Raw genomic sequence first — 19,563 nt, forward strand, 5'->3', positions numbered from 1 at the left:
GCGGGCTTGCTCGCGAAGGCGATGTGTCAGATAGAAATGCACTGACTGACCCACCGCCATCGGGAACAAGCCCCCTCCCACATTGAATCTGTATCGCCTGGGGCAGCAGGGTCGCATTACAGGTAAACTCCCCTCCTTTTCATCTATTCCACGGAGTTCGCCTTGCGTCTGTTTCACACCTCCGACTGGCACCTGGGTCAAAACCTCCACGGCCAGGAACGCGACTTCGAACACGCCTGTTTCCTCGAATGGCTGCTGGGCCAGCTCAAGACCCATCAGCCGGACGCTCTGCTCATCGCCGGCGATATCTTCGACACGGTCAACCCGCCGCTCAAGGCCCAGGAGCGGCTGTATGACTTCATCATCAGCGCCCACGAACAAAACCCCAAGCTGACCATCGTGATGATCGCCGGCAACCACGACTCCGGCTCACGTATCGAGCTGCCGGCACCGTTGATGCGCCGCCTGCACACCCATGCTCTCGGCCGCGTGCTGTGGCTGGACGATGGCCAGCTCGACGCCGAACGGCTGCTGATCCCGCTGCCCGACGCCAAAGGCAAGGTTGCCGCGTGGTGCCTGGCCCTGCCCTTTTTGCGCCCGGCGGAAGTCACCGGCGCGCACCTGGGTGACGACTACCTGCGGGGTATCGGCCAGGTGCATGAATGGCTGATCGCCGCGGCCAACGCCAAGCGCAAAAAAGGCCAGGCGCTGATTGCCATCAGCCATGCGCACATGGCCGGTGGTTCGGTGTCGGAAGACTCCGAGCGCAGCCTGATCATCGGCAATGCCGAGGCGCTGCCGGCCAGCCTGTTCGATAAAAGTGTCGGCTATGTTGCGCTCGGCCATTTGCACAAGCCGCAAAAGGTCAATGGCGAAGAACGTATTCGCTACAGTGGATCGCCGATCCCACTGTCGTTTTCCGAAATCGGCTACAAGCACCAGATCCTCGATGTGGTGTTCCAGGGCCAATGCCTGGTGAGCGTCGAACCCATCCTGATCCCGCGTTCGGTCGACCTGCAACGTCTGGAAGCCGCGCCCCTGGCGGATATCCTCAAGGCCCTGGCCGAGTTGCCGGACATCGACCTGCTGGCTGAAACCCAACGCCACCCCTGGCTCGAAGTGCGCGTCCTGCTCGACGAACCGCAGCCCGACCTGCGTCAGCAAATCGAAGCCGCGCTGCAAGGCAAGGCTGTGCGCCTGGTGCGCATCGCTGCCGAGTACGCTGGCAAGGGCCCGCGTGAGGACGAAGGCGACGACCGCCTGATCGAACTCGACCAGCTCACGCCTCAGGAATTGTTCAGCCGCGCCTGGCAGGACAGCTACGGCAGCGAGGTGGATGAACAGACCTTGAAGGACTTCGCCGTGTTGCTCCAGGAAGTGCAGCAAGAGGAGGAACAGCCATGAAGATCCTCGCCATCCGCCTGAAAAACCTCGCGTCCCTGGCCGGCCCGTTCGAGATCGACTTCACCGCCGAGCCCCTGGCCAGCGCCGGGTTGTTCGCAATCACCGGGCCGACCGGCGCCGGTAAAAGCACCTTGCTCGATGCCTTGTGCCTGGCGTTGTTTGGCGCCGTGCCACGCCTGGGTGATACCGGCCAGGCGAAGATGCCGGATGCCGACAGCGACATCTCCATCGGTGACCCACGTACCCTGCTGCGCCGCGGCACCGGTGGCGGTTATGCCGAGGTGGATTTTGTCGGCGTCAGTGGCCGCCGCTACCGCGCGCGCTGGGAAGCCAATCGCGCGCGCGACAAGGCCAGCGGCAAGTTGCAGAACAGCCGCCAGAGCCTGATCGACCTGGACAGCGACCAACTGCTGGCCAGCCAGAAAACCGAATACAAGACCCAGCTGGAATTGGCCCTGGGCCTGAACTTCGAACAGTTCACCCGCGCCGTGTTGCTGGCGCAGAGCGAGTTCAGTGCGTTCCTCAAGGCCAACGACAACGAGCGCAGCGAACTGCTGGAAAAGCTCACCGACACGGCCCTGTACACCCAGCTGGGCCGGCGTGCCTTCGACAAGGCCAAAGAGGCCCGGGACGCGCACAAACAGTTGCAGGACCAGGCCACCGGCGTGGTGCCCCTGGCCCCTGAAGCCCGTGCCGAGCTCGATCAACAATTCGATGCCGCGCAGCAGCAACTCAAGGTCCATCAAGCCCAACTCAAGCAGTTGGAGCTTCAGCACACCTGGCTCAAGGAACTGCGCGAATGGCAGGAACGCCAACTCGCCGCCACCGAACAGCTGCAGCAGGCACAGGCCGATTGGAATAACCAGGACGCGCAACGCCAGGACCTCGGCCGCCTGGAACAGTTGGCGCCGCAGCGTCATCTGTTCGTGCGCCAGGCGGAACTCGGCACACACCTGGCGCCGTTGGCGGCGCAGATTCAGTCCCATACGCGGCAACAAGCCGAATTGCAAGCCCGCCAGGACCAGGCCCGACAGCAACTGGCCAGCGCGCAAACCGCCTTGGCGCAAGCCCTGAAAAACCAGGCGGATGCCGCGCCTTTGCTGCGCCAGGCGTTCGACGAACACAGCACCCTCACCCACTTGACCAAAGAGCTGGCCAAGCGCACCGAGGACAAACAGCAACACGCAAGCGCCTGCACCGAAGGCCAGGCCCGGCTCACCGGCCTGCTGGAAAAACAGAGCGAAGTCGCGGAGCGCCTGCAACGCCTGGCCAACGAGCTTGAGCGCAGCGCCGCCCTCGCGCCCTTGAGTGATGCGTGGACCGCCTACCGCGACCGCCTGCAACAACTGATGCTGATCGGTAACCGCCTGAATAAAGGCCAGGCCGAACTGTCGCAATTGGAGCAACGTGCAACCCGCGCCGCCGAACAGTTCACCCAGCAACGCGAAGCCCTGGACTTGCTGTACCAGGAGGCCGGTGCCGAGCCTCACGCCGTGGCCGAGCAGATCCAATTGCTGGCCAGCCTGCTGCAAGACAATCGCAAACAGCAGCGTGCCTTCGAAGACCTGACGCGCCTGTGGGACCACCAGCAACAGCTGGATCAGCAAGCCGCCGGCCTGACGCAAAAGCTCACCGTGGCCCAACAGCAACGCGAGCAGTTGAACCAGACCGGCTTGCAGACCAAGGCCGAGCTGACGGTGGCCGAACAAACGCTGAACGTGACCAGACAACTGCTGGAACGCCAGCGCCTGGCCCGCAGTGCCAGCGTCGAGGAGTTGCGCGAGCAGCTGCAGGACGATCAGCCCTGCCCGGTGTGCGGCAGCCACGAACACCCGTACCACCAGCCCGAAGCCCTGCTGCAAAGCCTCGGTCGTCATGACGAAAACGAAGAAGCCAGCGCGCAGAAAGCGGTGGACACCCTCAAGGAAAAACTCACGGAGTTGCGTGGCGAAGTGGGCGGTTTGATCGCCCAGCAAAAGGAATACCTGCAACAGCAGGAACACCTGGCGACGCAACAGCAAGCGCTGAAACCGAGCCTGGAGGCACACCCGCTGTCCGCGTCGCTGTTCAATCAGGAACCGGCCAAGCGCAGCGCCTGGCTTGAGCAGCAACTGGGCCAGTTGACCCAAAGCATCACCCAGGACGAACAGCGCCAAGGCGCCCTGCTCAACCTGCAACAAAACGCCGGGCGCCTGCAGCAACAACTGCAAGCCGCCCAGGAAGCAAGCCAGCAGGCCCGTCAATTGCTGGTGGACCAGCAGCGCGAGTTGGCCAGCGACCGCGAACGCCTTGAGCAGGAACTGAGTGCCTTCACCAGCCTGCTGCCCGCAGACACCCTGGCAGATCTGCGCGCCGAGCCCGCAGCCACCTTTATGCAGCTGGACCAGCAGGTCAGCCAGCGCCTGGAACAGCTGGGCCATCAGCGCGACGAATTGGCCGAGCAACAAGAGCGTCAACAGGCGATCGAGAAGGAACAGACCCACCAGCAGCATCGCCAACAGCAACTCGACGCCCTGCTCCAGCAAGTCACCGAACTGGCGACCCAACAGCAAGCGGCTCAGGAAAAACTCAACGCGTTGCTCGGTGAACACACCAGCGCCGAGCAGTGGCAGCAACAGTTGGAACACGCCGTGACACAGTCACGCCAGAGCGAAACCGACGCCAACCAACAACTGCAGGACATCCACAACGCCCTGATCCAACTGGCCGCCGACCTCAAGGCCCAGCAGGAACGCGAGCAGGCATTGCAAGCCGAACAGCACAGCCTCGACACGCGCCTGCACGACTGGCGCGCGCTGCACCCGGAACTCGACGACGCCGGCCTCGACCGTTTGCTGGCCTACGACGACGCCCAGGTCAGCCACTTGCGCCAGCAGTTGCAACACAGCGAGAAAGCCGTCGAACAGGCCAGGGTCCTGCTGCAAGAACGTGAGCAACGCCTCGCCGAACACCAAGCCCAGCACAATGGCAACTTCGAAGCCGATGAACTGGACACCGCCCTGGCCACGCTCAACCAACAGTTGGCCGAGGCCGAGAAACACTGCGCCGAACTGCGCGCGCGCCAGTCCGAAGACCAGCGCCGCCAGGACGCCAACCAGGCGTTTGCCGAACAGATCGCCAAGGCGTATGACGAATGGCAACGCTGGGCGCGCCTGAACGCACTGATCGGCTCGGCTACCGGTGACACCTTCCGCAAGATCGCCCAGGCCTACAACCTCGACCTGCTGGTGCACCACGCCAACGTGCAATTGCGCCAACTGGTGCGCCGCTATCGCCTCAAGCGCGGCGGCAGCATGTTGGGGCTACTGGTGATGGACACGGAAATGGGCGACGAACTGCGCTCGGTGCACTCGTTGTCCGGCGGCGAAACCTTCCTGGTGTCACTGGCGTTGGCCTTGGGCCTGGCTTCGATGGCATCCAGCACCTTGAAGATCGAGTCGCTGTTTATCGATGAAGGCTTCGGCAGCCTGGACCCGGAATCGCTGCAACTGGCGATGGACGCGCTGGACGGTTTGCAGGCCCAGGGGCGCAAGGTGGCGGTGATTTCCCACGTGCAGGAAATGCACGAACGCATCCCGGTCCAAATCCAGGTCAAGCGCCAGGGTAATGGTTTGAGCACGCTGGAGGTGAAGTGAGCGAGGTGCTGCTGTATTCGTTCCGGCGTTGCCCGTATGCGATGCGGGCACGCCTGGCCTTGCGTTATTCAGGCGTACCCGTACAGATCATCGAGGTCAGCCTCAAGGCCAAGCCGGCCGAGATGCTGGCACTGTCGCCCAAGGGTACGGTGCCGGTACTGAGCGTTGACGGACGCGTGATTGAAGAGAGCCTGGAGATCATGCAATGGGCCCTGGCCCAGCACGACCCGGATGATTGGCTGCTGCAGGGTGACCCGGCGGTATTGGCACTGATTGCCGAGAACGACCAGGGTTTCAAGTATCACTTGGATCGATACAAGTACGCCGACCGCTACCCGGAACACCCGATGGAACATTATCGGGCCGAGGGCGAGGTGTTCTTGCAGAAGCTGGAAGGGTTACTGACGGAACGCGCCTACTTGCTGGCGCGGTATCCGAGCCTGGCGGACATGGCCCTCGCGCCGTTTGTGCGCCAGTTTGCCCATGTGGATCGGGAGTGGTTCGCCGGGACGCCGTATCAACGGTTACAAGCCTGGCTTCAGCGCGTCCTTACTTCACCGCTATTTATCGCCGTGATGACAAAACCCTGAGGCCGGCACAATCAAATGTGGGAGGGGGCTTGCCCCCGATGACGGTGGATCAGTCAGCTAATTTGTAGCTGACCCACTGCTATCGGGGGCAAGCCCCCTCCCACATTTGATCTCAGTGACCTACCGCTTAGTGCTGGGTCTTGTGATCCAGTGCGGCGTAGAAGTTGGCGCTCTGTTGCAGGTATTTCTGGGTGTAGGCGCTGGTGCTGGATTTTTTGCCGGTGACTTCCACGCTGGCTGCGGCAGGCAGGGCAACAGTGGCGGAAACAGCGGAAGCGGCGATGATGGAGAAGAGATTCAGATTCATGTCGGTAACCCTTGTGTTCGTTTGGTTGAGTGGCCGGGGAAGGCCTTGGAACCCAACTTACGCCCGAGGGCTGAACCTTAGAAATGCTTTGAAACAGTAGCCGCTATTAACAGAATTAATAGAAAGGGTCAGGCCCCGCACGGCGGGGCCTGTGGCTTATTGACGCACCAGGAACTTGAGGTCGCTGGGGGCATCGATCGGCAATTTCTGTACGGTTTTACCCAGCAGGCCGGTTTTGGGGTCGCGTTCGACCACGACGATTTCGTTGCTTTTCTGATTGGCGATCAGCAGGAACCGACCGCTGGGGTCCAGGCTGAATTCGCGCGGGTGGTCACCGTCCACCGAGCGACGTTGCAATTCCTTGAGGTGCGCGGTGGCCGGATCGATGCTGAACACCAGCAACTGGTTGGCCGTGCCACGGTTGCTCACGTAGAGGAATTTTCCGTCACTGGAGGCGTGCAACGCGGCACCGGCCTTGTCGGACACCGGTTGGCCGGCGGCGAAGTCCACCAGTTGCGTCTGGGTCAACTGGCCATCCTTGTAGTCGAACACTGCCACCTGCGCACTCATCTCAGTGGTCAGCCAGGCGTGCTTGCCATCGGCGCTGAACAACAAATGACGCGGGCCGCTGCCTGGCGGCAGTTGCACCGAGGCCGGATTGGCCGGGGTCAATGGCAGCTCATGGTTGGCCTTGGGATCGTAGCGGTAGGCAAACAGCTTGTCCGCCCCCAGGTCCTGTACAAACACGTACTTGCCATCCGGCGACGACACCACCGAGTGCACATGGTTGGACGCCTGGCGCTCAGGGTTCACGCGGCTGGCCGGGTGCCCGCTCAGTTGCACCGGAGGCGACAGCTTGCCCGTGGCATCGACTGGCAGCACCGCCAGGCTGCCGCCCGGGTCTTCCACGACCGAATAGTTGGCGACGAACAGATAGCGCCCATCGGCGGCCACACTGGAATGGGTCGGCTCGTTGCCCAGGCTCTGCACCTGGTTGATCAGGGTCAATTGGCGAGTCTGCGGATCGATGCTGTAGCTGCTGACGCGCCCGACCGGGTCCTTCTGGCCGGGGCCGTTCTCGTTGACCACGAACAGGTGCTTCTGGTCCTTGGAGATTGTCAGCCAGGACGGGTTGGCCGCTTTGGCCGCGAGCACCGGTTTACCGCTGAACTGGCCTGTGCGGCTGTCAAATTGCAGGCGGTAGATCCCTTCACTGCTGCCGGCGGTGTAGCTGCCCACCAACAGTTCATAGGTATCGGCCGGCGCGGCTTGCACCGACATCGCTCCCACGCTGCCGGCCATCAGCAGCGGCCAGAATTTACGCATCATCATCCGCTTCATCCTCGTCGTTATTGTTGCCGGTGAAGGCGCTCATGCAGATCAGGCGGTGCTCGCCCGAATCACCGGTAAGGGTCCAGCTTTGCAAGGTGTCATCGAACGTCGCGGCGTTGACCTGTTCCAGGCTGAAACGCCAGCGTTTTTCTGCACGGCCGTCCATGGCGGTGATCAGCAGTTTTTCGTTATCGAGTTCAAAATCAAAGGCATGCAGCCCATCGATTTCAAGCATGTCGCTGGTTTCAAGGACGGCAAGCAAATTCTCAGTCATCACAGTCTTTCATCAGGTTCAAAGCGCTAATCATAGGCCAGTTTGCCGCCAGGGCCTAAAACCATAGCGGGCTACCGCACGGCGACTACGCCGGGCATTACCTTGCAAGGACGCACTCTTATCCGACGTAAAGGAACCCACATGCCCGTACAGCCCCCCGCCCCAGCGGCAAATCCCACACGACAAGCGGTTGCTGCGCAATTTCTCGGGCGCCCCACTTTGCGTACCGTCACCGCGCAAATGCTGGGCACCCACCTGGTGGAGAAGTACCCACCGCTGACACTGCCCGTCGCCGACCTTCGGCTGGCCGTACCCCGTGACGGCGGTGGCCGCGCCCTGCTGCCGTTGCTGGACGTTGCGCTTGACCATATCGCCGACGGCAGTTTCCCCGATCTGACGGCACGCCAGAACCTGGATTGCTACCTGAGCGATGCCACTGGCACCCGGCTTGGCTCTCACGAGAACGGAGAGCGCCGCGACTTCGACCTGCGGGTTATCGAAGCCCTCATCCGGGAGCTGCCACGGGTGCTGTTCATCGGTTTTCAAGAAGCCTTGGCTGCGTACTGGGGACAGGACAGCGACGCAGGGAGCGTTCGCTGGAAGTGGCTGGCCGATGTGCTGCAAGGTGTGTTGCTCGAGGTCGCCACACGCCAGACCGGCCTCACTGCCCAGCACATTGAAATACTCAGCGCGTTGAACCGTTATCCCGACCGGGCATCGCGCGCGCTCAGCCCCGCCCCCGCCAACGAGGTCCACGCCTACACCTTGGAAACCCACTTGCAACGCGCCGGCAAGCGGCTGACCGTACAAGGCACCGAGATTCTGGTGGTGCGCGGCAAGCAAGCACTGCTTTTTCGCCTCAACGGTGAGATCCAGACCTACCCCGACCTGGAAACCTTCGGCCAGGCGTGGGGCGAGCAGTTGCAACAGCGCTTCATGGCCGAGCGCATCACTTGGCAGCAGTACGAACCCGATGGCAATATTTTCGAAGTGCAAGCGGCGCTCATCCTGAACCAGCAGTTGGACGATCTCGCGACGATCCAGCTTCCCGCCCAATCCACGCGGCAAGCAGTGGAACGCCTGTTTGCCGTCACCACCGACCCTGCGCAGTGGCTGTCGCCATCAAACGCCACGTCGCCGGCAACGGTGGCGGCCATCCAGGCCGCCCTGCCGGATCATCTGCAAGCCACCAGCGCCGCCAACCGCCTGGCCTACCGACACACCCTGCTGGAACACGCCAGCCTCAAGCGCCAGACCCTTGGCGACGCCGACTTCGATAGCCTGGAAACACTGCGCGGCTATGCCACCGCGCATGTGAACCACCAGTTGTGCATGGACCGCGCGGTTGCCAAGGGCGGACTGCGCGCCTGCACCCATGAAGCGCTGGCGACCGGCTACGATGCTGGCGATCTGGAACTGACCTTTCATGTGCCGGTGGGTATCATCGAAGGGGGTTACATCGAACCTGTCGTCATGAACCTGGTCGACCTGGCCCTGAAGAACCTGTCGGGCCGCCCCAAAGGCCGCATGACCATACGCCACGTCAAAGGCCGCGCAATCGAAGCCTGGCTGACGCCCGATTACCTCCTTCAACTGGTCCAACGCGTCGACATCGGCAAAAACTACCCCGCTTACCTGCGCCGGGAACTGATGGGGCAGACCGAGGCCGCACGCAAGCGTCAAGGCCTGTTCGAGCAACTGCGCCCCCTGCATCTGAAAACCCAGGCACTGGAGCGTTTGATCAAGAGTGAAGCCGGCCTCACCCAGCGTGGTTTCGAGTGTGTGAAAGCGCTGGTCAACCCCAACCCGCTGGAGCGTCGGATCAATGGCGAGGACATTGTCATCCGGCCGCTGGCCTTTGTACGCAAGCCAGGCGCCAAGGCGGATGTGGTGCGCAATATGTTCGTCATCGAACCCCGCGACACGCAGTCGGGACCGCACCTGCTGTATCGACCGGCCTATGCCGAGGCGCTGTTGGAATACCCCCATCGCGAACAGTTGCTGGCGGCCATCGTGCAACCCGGCGACCTGCAGGAGAGCGTGCTGACCTGGTTGCCGGACCAGGCCAGGGCGGTCTACAGCAACGGCGGTTTCAACGAGCCTCACTACGTGCGCGTCGGCATGGGCTCGGAGTTCGACCGCCTGCCCAGCGTGCCAAAGCCCGCCGAGCTGGCCGGTGCCGACGACGAAAGCAACGATGAAATAGGCCTGGTGCTGCGCAACGGCAGCCTCATGGAATATCTGTTCGGCAGTGAAACACAGCAACTGGTGGATCAGGCCGAACGGGAGTCGACCTCCAACAGTGAAAGCCGCTGGGCGCTTATCCTCGAAGGCCTGCAACTAGGGTTCAACACTCTGCTGCTGGCTGTACGCGGCCCCATGGCGACAATCGGTTGGCTGATGCAGGCCATGCAAGGCGTAGTGAAGGACCTGCCGGCACTGGAGAGTAACGATCCGACAGCCAGGGAGCTGGCGTGGATTGATCTGCTGCTCAATATCGGCATGGCGATGTTGTATCACGGATCGACCGGCGTGCCGCGCGAAGCGCCCCAGCGTGATGAACAGGCCACGATCCCCTCACCCTTCAAGCACCCACTGCCAGGCCAGCGCTTGATCAGGCCGGCCGTGGTTGAGCGAGGCGCTGTCGGCCTGCCTTCCGAGCCACCGGGGGGTGGTCGCACGCTGTTGGACTTTGATCGCTCCCTGGCCGGTGATGGCGCCTCGGCGATGCTTCTCGAGAGACTGCGGGGCGTCAATGTGCCCTGGCCCACGCCTGTTCCCGAGCCGATCAGTCTCGGGCCCTATCGGGGTTTGTACAAGATCAACGACCAATGGCATGCCTCGGTGGGAGGCCTGCTGTTCAGGGTCAACATCGTGCCGGGTTTCGGTGAAGTCTTTATCATTCACCCGCTCAAACCAGACCACCCGGGCATCAAGCTGAAAACCGACGGCAACGGCCATTGGACGCTGGACCGTGGTCTCAAGTTACTGGGGGGCGGACGCAAGCGGTTGCAGGAGCTGCGCCGTGAAAAACAACTTGAGAACGAACGGTTGACGGATCGCTTGCTCCAGCTCGTTCCGGAGGCGAAGTTCCTGATGGCACCCATTATTCAGACAGGAACCCAACTGGCAGCCGCCCTCCAGGGTCTGGAGAAACAACTCAAGACCCTGCGAATCATCCAGGATCTGCTGCTCAAGGCCTCGCAAACCCAACGTCCAGACCTGGAAGTACGTCAACAGACTGAAATCTCTGAGTACAAACGCCTTCGCAACCAGTTTGATGTATTGCTGCAGCAACTCGAAACTCAACTGGCCCAATCCTCGCCAGTGTACTTGGAGTTGACCACCTTGACCCGTCAGCTGGAGGAAGCCGCCATTGCCGGCCTGCCCCTGATCAATGCGGCAACCATTGTTAAAGAGGTCTGGAACCAGCAGATGTTCCTCCACAAGATGCAATTGAATGCGTTGGAGTTCCATATCGTTACCGAGGCAGGCGAGCCATTGGAGGAATGGCACAAGCGGATGCAACCGCGAATCGTCGCGGGAGACTTGACCCCCATCGACGAAAACCTGCGGATGGCCACGGGCTACATCGACTACCTCGAACACATGGTCGCCCATTCCGCTAGCATGGAAGCTAGCCTCCAGCACCTGGGACAAGCGTCGGCGACAGCGCGCGCGGTACGTCAAGAACTGCTGGCAAGTATTCCAAGCGTTGAATTGTTTTTCTCCGACAACCTCAAGCTCAGTGCGCTGGAACTGCTTACCAGCCTGAGCCAAATACGCTTCGAGATGCCTTCATCACTGTCGGCGTTGCAGCGGTATTACAAGGCGCGTTATCAAGTGTGCGGGCTGGACATAGGCCTGAAATCCCACATTGAGGTACGCAGCAGTACCGAATACCCGTTGGATGAGCAACGTAATGTCTACGAGACAGTTCTCGATAAATACCAGCAAGCCGAGTTCGCCCTGCGGGCCCTCAAGACGTTGAAGCCCGACGCGTTGGGGCCCGAAGCCGAACGTGTGCTCAAGGGCCTCGAATTCGCCAAGGTGTTGGCGCAAAACGAACTGGAGGCGGTGGTCAGAGAACAGGAAGACCTCAAGGTCGAACTGCCACTGTCCAAGACGCTACGTGCCAAGCCTGCGGCAAAGCGCGTGTTCAAGACCCGTAAAAAGGAATACCTGATCGGCGAGCTCAAGCCCGCCGACGCGCAGAACGGCGAGGAACACATCACCATCACCGACACGTTGCTTGGCAAGACCCTGGCTTCGTATAACCAGCACACGGACGGTTGGGCCCCCATCGACGAGGCAACTACCTCGACGCCGGCCCCGCAGCTTCGCTCACTCGCGACCCTCAAGAGTGAAGCCCAGGGATTGATCGGACAACGCCAGGACCTGGAGCAATTGGTCGCGGCGGACCAGGCGAAACTGGACAACCCTCTCACTCGCCAGGATGCCAATCCCGGGGAATGGGACACGCTGCTCAACGCGCAAGCCGAAAAATTTACCCAGCTCGCCAATGAAATCAAACGCGACCATCTCGACACACCCACGGCCCAGAACCTGATTGACGAATGCCTGGCGCAAGCCAAGGACATCAATCGCTGGGCAAAGCGCATCTGCAGCGATGCCTACAAACGCCAGTGGCCGACAATGGAAGCCGTCGCCTACCTCTGGGACCACCAGCAGATCGATATCAACCTCACGAGCCAGGCCGACCCGCAACGCCCGACCCTCAGTGGAGACTTTTTCACCGAATACGCGGTGTACGACAGGGCGCAAAAACCGCCGGTGGTGTTGTGGTACGCCCATTTCCACTACGCCACCGCCGACGCACCGCCCGATGGCTATACGCGGGCCCATCTGAAATTGCCGGAGCAACGCAAACTCACCCAGAAGGATTTGCTCAAGGCCCATGTGCAGGATTACCTGAGCCGCTTGAAAGACCCCGGCAGCGAACCCGTGACGAAAATCGTCTACGTGCTCATCACTCCACCGCTGGACAACCTGTTCCTCAAGATAGCGCCTAAGCCCAAGGGTGTTCAGGCGTGAACAAGGCCGGCTGACCAGAGGATGGGGTATTAGCGTGGTCGCTATCAAGCATCCGAAAAAGAAACTCGAGAAACCCGAAACCCGGGACACCGCGTGACACGTACACGGCGGCGCACCTGAAGATACCCGCCCAGCGCTACCTGACCCAGAAAGACCTAGTCAACGAGCCGGGTTCTGCCGGAGCGGTGGAGCTTGTCCGTGCGCAGATTGGCAAGCCATTGGATGAGAAACTGTTCCTGAAACTGTAACCCGCAAAAAAGCCGCACCCTGTGCGGCTTTTTCGGGGGCGGCGACTCAGTGCGCAAACAGCGAGTTGCCCTTCTGCCCCGCCAGTTTTTCCGGTTTGATCAGGAAACGCGCCAGGGCCGGCAACAGCCACAGTGCACCGAACATGTTCCACAGCAACATGAAGGTCAGCATCAGGCCCATATCCGCCTGGAACTTGATGGCCGAGAAGATCCAGGTGCACACGCCGATCGCCAGGCACAGGCCGGTGAACAGCACGGCTTTACCGGTGGACTTGAGCGTCTGGTAGTACGCCTCCTGCAATGGCAAACCGGCACGCAGGAAGCTTTCCAGGCGGCTGTAGATGTAGATGCCGTAGTCCACGCCGATGCCCACACCCAGGGCCACCACCGGCAAGGTCGCGACCTTGACGCCGATGCCCATGAATGCCATCAGCGCGTTGCCCAGCACCGAGGTCAGCACCAGCGGCAGCACGATGCACAGCGTCGCGGCCCAGGAGCGGAAGGTGATCATGCACATGGTCGCCACGCACAGGTACACCAGGATCAGGATGGTCAGTTCCGACTCCTTGATCACTTCGTTGGTGGCCGCTTCGATCCCGGCGTTACCGGCGGCGAGGATGAATTCCAGGCCGTCCTTGTTGTTCTCCCTGGCAAAGTCCTGCACCGCATGCACCGCACGGTCGAGGGTCTCGGCCTTGTGGTCGTTGAGGAACACCAGCACCGGCGCCAGGGAACAGTTGTTGTTGTACAGGCCATCGGCACGGGCGATGGAGTTGTTCAGCACATCCGGGTTGCGCGACAGGGTTTCCCATTTCAGGTTGCCCTCGTTCATGCCCTTGATCATCTGCTTGGACACGGTCACCAGCGAAATCGCCGACTGCACGCCCTCGGTGTTCTGCATCTTCCACATCAGTTGGTCGATGGGCGCCATGGCTTCATAGCGCGAGCAACCTTCGGCCTTGGTCTTGACCATCACCACCAGCACGTCGGAACTGGTGGAGTAATTGCTGATGATGAAGTTGTTGTCCTTGTTGTAGCGCGAGTCCGGGCGCAACTCCGGCGCACCCTGGTCAAGGTCGCCGATCTTCAGGTTCTGGCTGTACCAGAGGCCGCCGCCAAAGGCGACAAGCGCCAGGGCGATGGAGATCGGCGCGACTTTCGGGTTGGCAAAATTCGACAGCAGGCGCCAGAACGAATGTTCGCGATTCGCGTCTTTCTTGCTCTTGGCGATGGCGCGCTTGCTGATACCGACATAGGAGATCGCTACCGGCAACAGGATCAGGTTGGTAAACACAATCACCGCCACGCCGATGGACGCGCCGATCGCCAGTTCACGGATTACACCGATGTCGATGATCAACAGCGTGATGAAGCCCACGGCGTCGGCCAGGATTGCGATCATCCCCGGCAGGAACAGTTGCCGAAAGGTGCGCCGGGCGGCGGTCAGCGCGTTGTCCGCCTCGCTGGACTGCAGCGCGATGCCGTTGATCTTCTGCACGCCGTGAGAGATCCCGATGGCGAAGATCAGGAACGGCACCAGCATCGAATAGGGATCAAGGCCGAAACCGAAGAAATGCATCAACCCCAGCTGCCAGATCACCGCCACCAGCGTGGTGCTCAACACCGCAACGGTGCTGCGCAGGCAGTTGGTGAACCACAGCAACAGAATCAGGGTGATAACAAACGCGATGCCGAAGAACATCACCACCATGACCAGGCCGTCGATCAGGTCACCGACCTTCTTGGCGAAGCCGACGATGTGGATCTTGACGTTGGGGTTCTGGGCTTCGAACTTGTCGCGGATCTTGTCTTCCAGTTCGTGGGAGAACTTGCGGTAGTCCAGGGCCAGCAACTTGCCCTGGTCCTGCGGGTCCGGGTAGGACTCCAACAGCGGGATGTCGACAATGCTCGATTTGAAATCGTTGGCCACCAGTCGCCCGACCTGGCCAGACTTGAGCACGTTGTTGCGCAGTTGATCGAGACTTTCCGGCGAGCCGTTGTAGCTCTGCGGGATCACTTCACCGCCGGCAAAACCCTCTTCGGTCACTTCGGTCCAGCGTACGCTGGGGCTCCACAGCGACTTGAGCCCCGAACGGTCGACGCCGGAGATGTAGAACACCTCGTCGTTGATCTGCCGCAGGGTCTCCATGTACTCCCTGGTAAAAATGTCACCGTCCTTGGCCTCCACCGAGATGCGCACCGTATTGCCCAGGTTGGCCAGGTCGTTGCGGTGTTCCATCATCTTTTCGATGAAGGGGTGCTTGAGGGGGATCATCTTTTCAAAGCTGGTGGACGGGCGTATCAACGTTGCCTGCCAGAACAGGAAAATACTCACCAGCAGGCAGATCACGATCACTGCCGGGCGGTTGTTGAAGATCAGGCGCTCAAGAAAGGTCGCTTTATCGTTGTGATGACTGCTCATAGTTCCCCGCCTTCTTCTTATTTTGGCTCTTTATTTCAGGAGCAGTTCGGCGCCAGTCGGCGTGGCAACCCGCACCCCACCCTGCCCGGCCAGAATCAAGTTGCCGTTGCCGGCCGCCGTGACGGACGACAGCGAAATCCGGTCCGGACGGTTGAACACGCTGAAGGTCAGCCCATCGTCATGGCTGACCACCACGCTGCCGCCGTTGCCCACCACGACGATGGCACCGTCCTCCAGCAACGCCGCGCCCGACAAACCAAACTCCAGCGCTCCCCGCGCCGCGTTCAATTCGACCTGTTCCCAGGTACTGCCGAAATCCGTGGAGCGGTACAGGTTGCCGCGCAAGCCGTAGGCCAACAGCGTTTGCGCTTGGGCGGTGCCGATCACGCCAAACAACGAACCCTCGTAGGGGCCTTCGAGTTTTTCCCAGGTCTGGCCGTCGTCACTGGAGCGGAACATGCTGCCCTGCTCGCCGACGATGAACAGGCCGGCCTCCTTGATGTGGGCAATGGCGTTGAGGTGATACTGGTCTTCGTTGTCGAGGCGGTCGCTGACGTCATTCCAGGTCTTGCCACCGTCGGTGGTTTCAATCAGCGCACCGTAGGCGCCCACGGCCAGGCCGTGGTTCGCGTCGTTGAACCACACATCGAGTAGAGGCGCTTCGCGCTTGAGGTCCTGATACTGCTGGCTCCAGGTCGCGCCGCCGTCTGTGCTGGCGAGGATCTGTGCATCGTGGCCGACCGCCCAGCCTTGCTTGTCATCGACAAAAAACACCGCCGTGAGCAATTGCCGGGTGGGGACTTTGGCTTGGGTCCAGGTGCTGCCCTGGTCGTCCGAATAGAGGATGTGCCCGCGATCACCGACCGCCACCAGGCGCTTGCCTGCGTGGACCACGTCGATCATCAGGCCCTTGGCGGCCTTGGGGGATTCAATCGCAAAAGTGGTATCGCCGGCGGCCTGGACGGAGGTCGACAATGCGGCTGACGCTACCCCCAGTCCAAACAGCGAGAGCGCTGCGGCCAGCATCGCAACCCTGCGTGCGGCGCGTGGGCGGCAGACAACCCACCCCATGACAGGCTCACTCATAGACCTTTCTCCCATTTATTATTGTTATCGCTCGCCTTCCGGGGCCTTGGAACCTGCAATCTAGAGCGCCTGGAGGAAGCAGGGCCATCCTATCGGGCTTTCGAATCGTCTGACAATCGGCGCTACGTTATCTTTTGTTAACTGCAGGCATTTGGCCCCATGGTGAATGTAGCTGCATTCGCCGGGGTGATTGTCAGCGCACAAATGAATTTTTATTCCATCTATTGAATTTAAGGAATTTTTATTCCATTAATAGCCTTCCTGAAAACAATAATCCAAAGGACCACGGCGATGCGTGAACTCGGAATCGGCTTGATCGGCACAGGCTTCATGGGCCGCGCCCATGCATTGGCATTCAATAACGCCCGTGCGGTATTCGAACTGCCGGTACACCTCAAGCTGGCCGCCCTGGCCGATGCCGACAGCGAACGCGCCCGGCGCTGTGCCACCGCCTGGGGGTTTGCCCAGGCCCATGGCGACTGGCAGGCGCTGATCAATGATCCGTGCGTCGATGTGGTGGCTATCACCACGCCCAACCATTTGCACTACCCCATGGCCATGGCCGCGATAGCCGCAGGCAAGGCGGTGTACTGCGAAAAACCCCTGGCCGTGAGCCTGGAACAGGCCGACGCGATGCGCCGCGCCGCCAGTGCCGCCGGGGTGGTGACGCGGGTCGGCTACAACTACCAGCACAATCCGATGATCACACTGGCGCGGCAGATGATTGCCAGCGGCGAGCTTGGCGAAATCATCAGCTTCCAGGGCGAGTTCAGCGAGGACTTCATGGCCAACCCGGCCTCCCCGTGGTCATGGCGGTGCGAAGTCGAACATGCCGGTGGCGCCCTGGCGGACCTGGGCAGTCATTTGTTGTCGATGGCCCGTTATCTGGTGGGGGATGTGCTGAGCGTGTGCGCCGACACCCAGACCGTCCACGGCCAGCGCCCTGCCGTCAAAGGCAGCGCCGAGCTGAAATCCATCGCCGTGGATGACCAGGTGCATGCCCTGCTGCGCTTCGCCAATGGCGCCCGAGGCACCGTCAGCAGCAGTTGGCTCAAGCACGGCTACAAGAACCACCTGAGCTTCGAGATCAGCGGGACGCAAGGCACCCTGGCGTTCGATCAGGAACGCTTGAATGAATTGCAGGTGTGCCGCGTGGGTCAGGAGGGGTTCCAGCGTTTGCTCGCCGGCCCTGCCCTGCCGGGTTATGCGGCGTTCAGCCCGGCGGCGGGGCATCAACTGGGGTACAACGAGCTGAAGACGCTGGAGGTGCAGGAGTTGATTCTGGCGCTGGCAGGCCAAGGTGCGGATGGCACGGACTTTGAAGCAGCGTGGGAGGTTGAGCGGCTGGCAACGGCGATTCGCGTAGCGGCCCGTGAAGAGCGCTGGGTAACCGTGAACGCCGTCTGAAACACAGCACAGGTCCATTGTGGAAGGGGGCTTGCCCCCTCCCACATTCGGATCATAGACAATTCGAGGTCAGCGCAAGGCCCGGCGCAATACTTTGCCGACGGTGGTCTTGGGCAGTTCGGTGCTACGGAACTCCACGAACTTGGGCACCTTGTACCCTGTCAGGTACTCCCGGCAATGCGCCAGAATCTGCTCCTGCGTGAGGTTCGGGTCCTTGCGCACCACGATGATCTTCACCCTCTCCCCCGTCACGCCATCTTCCACCCCAATCGCCGCCACTTCGCCCACGCCTGGATGCAGCGCCACCACATCCTCGATTTCATTGGGGTACACGTTGAAGCCCGAGACCAGGATCATGTCCTTCTTGCGGTCCACCAGGCGGATATAGCCGCGCTCGTCCATTACACCGATATCGCCGGTCGACAGCCACCCGTCGGCGTCCAGCACCTCGGCGGTCGCCTCCGGGCGTTTCCAGTAGCCCTGCATCACCTGCGGCCCGCGCACTTGCAGTTCGCCCTGCTCGCCGATGTCGGCCAGTTCGCCGTCTTCGCGCATGAAGCGCACCCAGGTCGATGGCAAGGGCACGCCGATGCTGCCGGTGAACTCCATCTCACGCATGCGCGCAATGTTGATCGGGCTGATACTCACCACCGGCGAACACTCGGTCAGGCCGTAGCCTTCGATGATCGGCAGCCCGGTGACTTCTTTCCAGCGCTTGGCCACCGCCGTGTGGGTGGCCATGCCGCCGGCGATCACCATGCGCAGGTCGGAAAAGTCCCGCGCACAGAACTCCTTGTTCTCCAACAAGCCGTTGAACAATGTGTTGACCCCGGCAATGCCGTTGAAACGCTCCTTGCGCAGGATCATCTGCACCCGTTTCACATCCCGTGGGTTGGCGATCAGGATATTGCGCCCGCCCAGGCACATGAACATCAGGCAATTCACCGTCAGGGAAAAGATGTGGTACAGCGGCAGCAAGGTGACGTTGGTTTCCTGCTTGTCCTGGTCCAGTTGGTCCCCCACCCACGCCTTGGCCTGCAGCAGGTTGGCGATGATATTGCGGTGGCTGAGCATCACGCCCTTGGCGTCGCCGGTGGTGCCGCCGGTGTATTGCAGAAACGCCAGGTCGTCCAGATGCATCCCCACTGGAAAATGGTTGAGTGCCCGCCCCTGTTTCAGCACTTGGTTGAAGCGTACCGAACCGCGCAGGTTGAACGCCGGCACCTGTTTTTGCACACGGCGCAGGATGAAGTTCATCGCTGCGCCCTTGAAGGTGCCGAGCAGGTCACCGATGGCCGCGATCACCACGCGCTTGACGCTGCTGCCGGTGATGACTTTTTCCAGGGTGTGGGCGAAGTTCTCGAAAATCACCACGGTTTCTGCGCCGCTGTCCTTGAGCAGATGCTTGAGCTCATGGGCGGTGTACAACGGGTTGACATTGACCACTACCGCACCGGCCAGGATCGTGCCCAACAGGCAGATCGGGTACTGCAAGCAGTTGGGCATCATCAGCGCCACGCGGTCGCCCTGTTTGACCCCCTGCCCCTGCAGCCAGGCCGCAAAAGCGTAGCCTTGCACCTGCCAGTCGGCATAGGTCATTTCGGTGCCGATGCTGACGTACGCGACCCGCTCGCGAAACTTATCCAGGTGCTCCAGGAACACCTCGCGCAACGACGGATAGTCCTCGATACCGGCATCGATATCCGCCGGGACGCCAGGCAGGTAAGCGTTCAACCAGACCCGTTCGGTGTGTTCCAGGCTTACAGCGTTCATGGCAGTCTCCTTGTTGTTGTTTTTGATAGA

Annotated in this window: 11 protein-coding genes; 5 read left to right on the forward strand and 6 right to left on the reverse strand. The window is 61.3% G+C overall.

Going from position 1 to position 19,563, the window contains the following annotated elements:
- The first annotated feature begins 162 nt into the window (after positions 1–162).
- From BFN10_RS00445 to BFN10_RS00455, 3 genes are read left to right on the forward strand one after another with little or no spacing between them, the layout of a single operon-like run.
- Entirely contained in the window at positions 163–1,404 is a 1,242-nt protein-coding gene (locus BFN10_RS00445) for an exonuclease SbcCD subunit D C-terminal domain-containing protein (protein ID WP_071487955.1), read from the forward strand.
- Positions 1,401–5,039: an AAA family ATPase gene (locus BFN10_RS00450; protein WP_071487956.1), complete on the forward strand. Its 3,639-nt coding sequence runs from the start codon at positions 1,401–1,403 to the stop codon at positions 5,037–5,039. Before BFN10_RS00445 ends, BFN10_RS00450 begins: the two co-directional genes overlap by 4 nt.
- Positions 5,036–5,629 carry a glutathione S-transferase gene (locus BFN10_RS00455; RefSeq protein ID WP_071487957.1) on the forward strand — a complete coding sequence of 198 codons (594 nt, stop codon included), beginning with the start codon at positions 5,036–5,038 and terminating at the stop codon, positions 5,627–5,629. Before BFN10_RS00450 ends, BFN10_RS00455 begins: the two co-directional genes overlap by 4 nt.
- A gap of 127 nt (positions 5,630–5,756) precedes the next feature.
- On the opposite strand, the gene BFN10_RS00460 is transcribed toward BFN10_RS00455, so the two are convergent.
- The 3 genes from BFN10_RS00460 to BFN10_RS00470 form a co-directional block, all read right to left on the reverse strand.
- Positions 5,757–5,936 (reverse strand): hypothetical protein, encoded by a 180-nt coding sequence (locus BFN10_RS00460; RefSeq protein WP_058424118.1) that lies wholly within the window; start codon positions 5,934–5,936, stop codon positions 5,757–5,759.
- A gap of 156 nt (positions 5,937–6,092) precedes the next feature.
- On the reverse strand, positions 6,093–7,268 hold the full coding sequence (locus BFN10_RS00465) for a lactonase family protein (RefSeq protein WP_071487958.1): 1,176 nt from the start codon (positions 7,266–7,268) through the stop codon (positions 6,093–6,095).
- Positions 7,255–7,542 carry a DUF5629 family protein gene (locus BFN10_RS00470; RefSeq protein ID WP_071487959.1) on the reverse strand — a complete coding sequence of 96 codons (288 nt, stop codon included), beginning with the start codon at positions 7,540–7,542 and terminating at the stop codon, positions 7,255–7,257. The genes BFN10_RS00465 and BFN10_RS00470 overlap by 14 nt, the downstream gene beginning before the upstream one ends.
- A gap of 141 nt (positions 7,543–7,683) precedes the next feature.
- On the opposite strand from BFN10_RS00470, the gene BFN10_RS00475 reads away from it, so the two are divergent.
- Positions 7,684–12,597 carry a dermonecrotic toxin domain-containing protein gene (locus BFN10_RS00475; protein ID WP_071487960.1) on the forward strand — a complete coding sequence of 1,638 codons (4,914 nt, stop codon included), beginning with the start codon at positions 7,684–7,686 and terminating at the stop codon, positions 12,595–12,597.
- Positions 12,598–12,891: 294 nt separating this feature from the next.
- Here BFN10_RS00475 and BFN10_RS00480 read toward each other — a convergent pair whose 3' ends face one another.
- Positions 12,892–15,267: an efflux RND transporter permease subunit gene (locus BFN10_RS00480; RefSeq protein ID WP_071487961.1), complete on the reverse strand. Its 2,376-nt coding sequence runs from the start codon at positions 15,265–15,267 to the stop codon at positions 12,892–12,894.
- Positions 15,268–15,297: 30 nt separating this feature from the next.
- Positions 15,298–16,338 (reverse strand): WD40/YVTN/BNR-like repeat-containing protein, encoded by a 1,041-nt coding sequence (locus BFN10_RS00485; protein ID WP_071487962.1) that lies wholly within the window; start codon positions 16,336–16,338, stop codon positions 15,298–15,300.
- Between the two features lie 306 nt (positions 16,339–16,644).
- Here BFN10_RS00485 and BFN10_RS00490 point away from each other — a divergent pair, with 306 nt between their 5' ends.
- A complete protein-coding gene (locus BFN10_RS00490; protein ID WP_071487963.1) occupies positions 16,645–17,760 on the forward strand; it encodes a Gfo/Idh/MocA family protein in 1,116 nt (371 codons plus the stop codon).
- A 69-nt stretch (positions 17,761–17,829) separates the two neighbouring features.
- Here the strand turns inward: BFN10_RS00490 and BFN10_RS00495 are convergent, their stop codons facing one another.
- Positions 17,830–19,533: an AMP-binding protein gene (locus BFN10_RS00495; RefSeq protein ID WP_071487964.1), complete on the reverse strand. Its 1,704-nt coding sequence runs from the start codon at positions 19,531–19,533 to the stop codon at positions 17,830–17,832.
- Between the last annotated feature and the right edge of the window lie 30 nt (positions 19,534–19,563).

Origin of the sequence: Pseudomonas extremorientalis (genome assembly GCF_001870465.1) — a bacterium.
GTDB classification, from domain to species: domain Bacteria; phylum Pseudomonadota; class Gammaproteobacteria; order Pseudomonadales; family Pseudomonadaceae; genus Aquipseudomonas; species Aquipseudomonas extremorientalis.

Bases quoted from the DNA above. Each gene is read 5' to 3' on its own strand.
- BFN10_RS00450 (WP_071487956.1), top strand. From the start codon at position 1,401: ATGAAGATCCTCGCCATCCGCCTGAAAAACCTCGCGTCCCTGGCCGGC.
- BFN10_RS00460 (WP_058424118.1), bottom strand. From the start codon at position 5,936: ATGAATCTGAATCTCTTCTCCATCATCGCCGCTTCCGCTGTTTCCGCC.
- BFN10_RS00465 (WP_071487958.1), bottom strand. From the start codon at position 7,268: ATGATGATGCGTAAATTCTGGCCGCTGCTGATGGCCGGCAGCGTGGGA.
- BFN10_RS00470 (WP_071487959.1), bottom strand. From the start codon at position 7,542: ATGACTGAGAATTTGCTTGCCGTCCTTGAAACCAGCGACATGCTTGAA.
- BFN10_RS00475 (WP_071487960.1), top strand. From the start codon at position 7,684: ATGCCCGTACAGCCCCCCGCCCCAGCGGCAAATCCCACACGACAAGCG.
- BFN10_RS00480 (WP_071487961.1), bottom strand. From the start codon at position 15,267: ATGAGCAGTCATCACAACGATAAAGCGACCTTTCTTGAGCGCCTGATC.
- BFN10_RS00485 (WP_071487962.1), bottom strand. From the start codon at position 16,338: ATGGGGTGGGTTGTCTGCCGCCCACGCGCCGCACGCAGGGTTGCGATG.
- BFN10_RS00490 (WP_071487963.1), top strand. From the start codon at position 16,645: ATGCGTGAACTCGGAATCGGCTTGATCGGCACAGGCTTCATGGGCCGC.
- BFN10_RS00495 (WP_071487964.1), bottom strand. From the start codon at position 19,533: ATGAACGCTGTAAGCCTGGAACACACCGAACGGGTCTGGTTGAACGCT.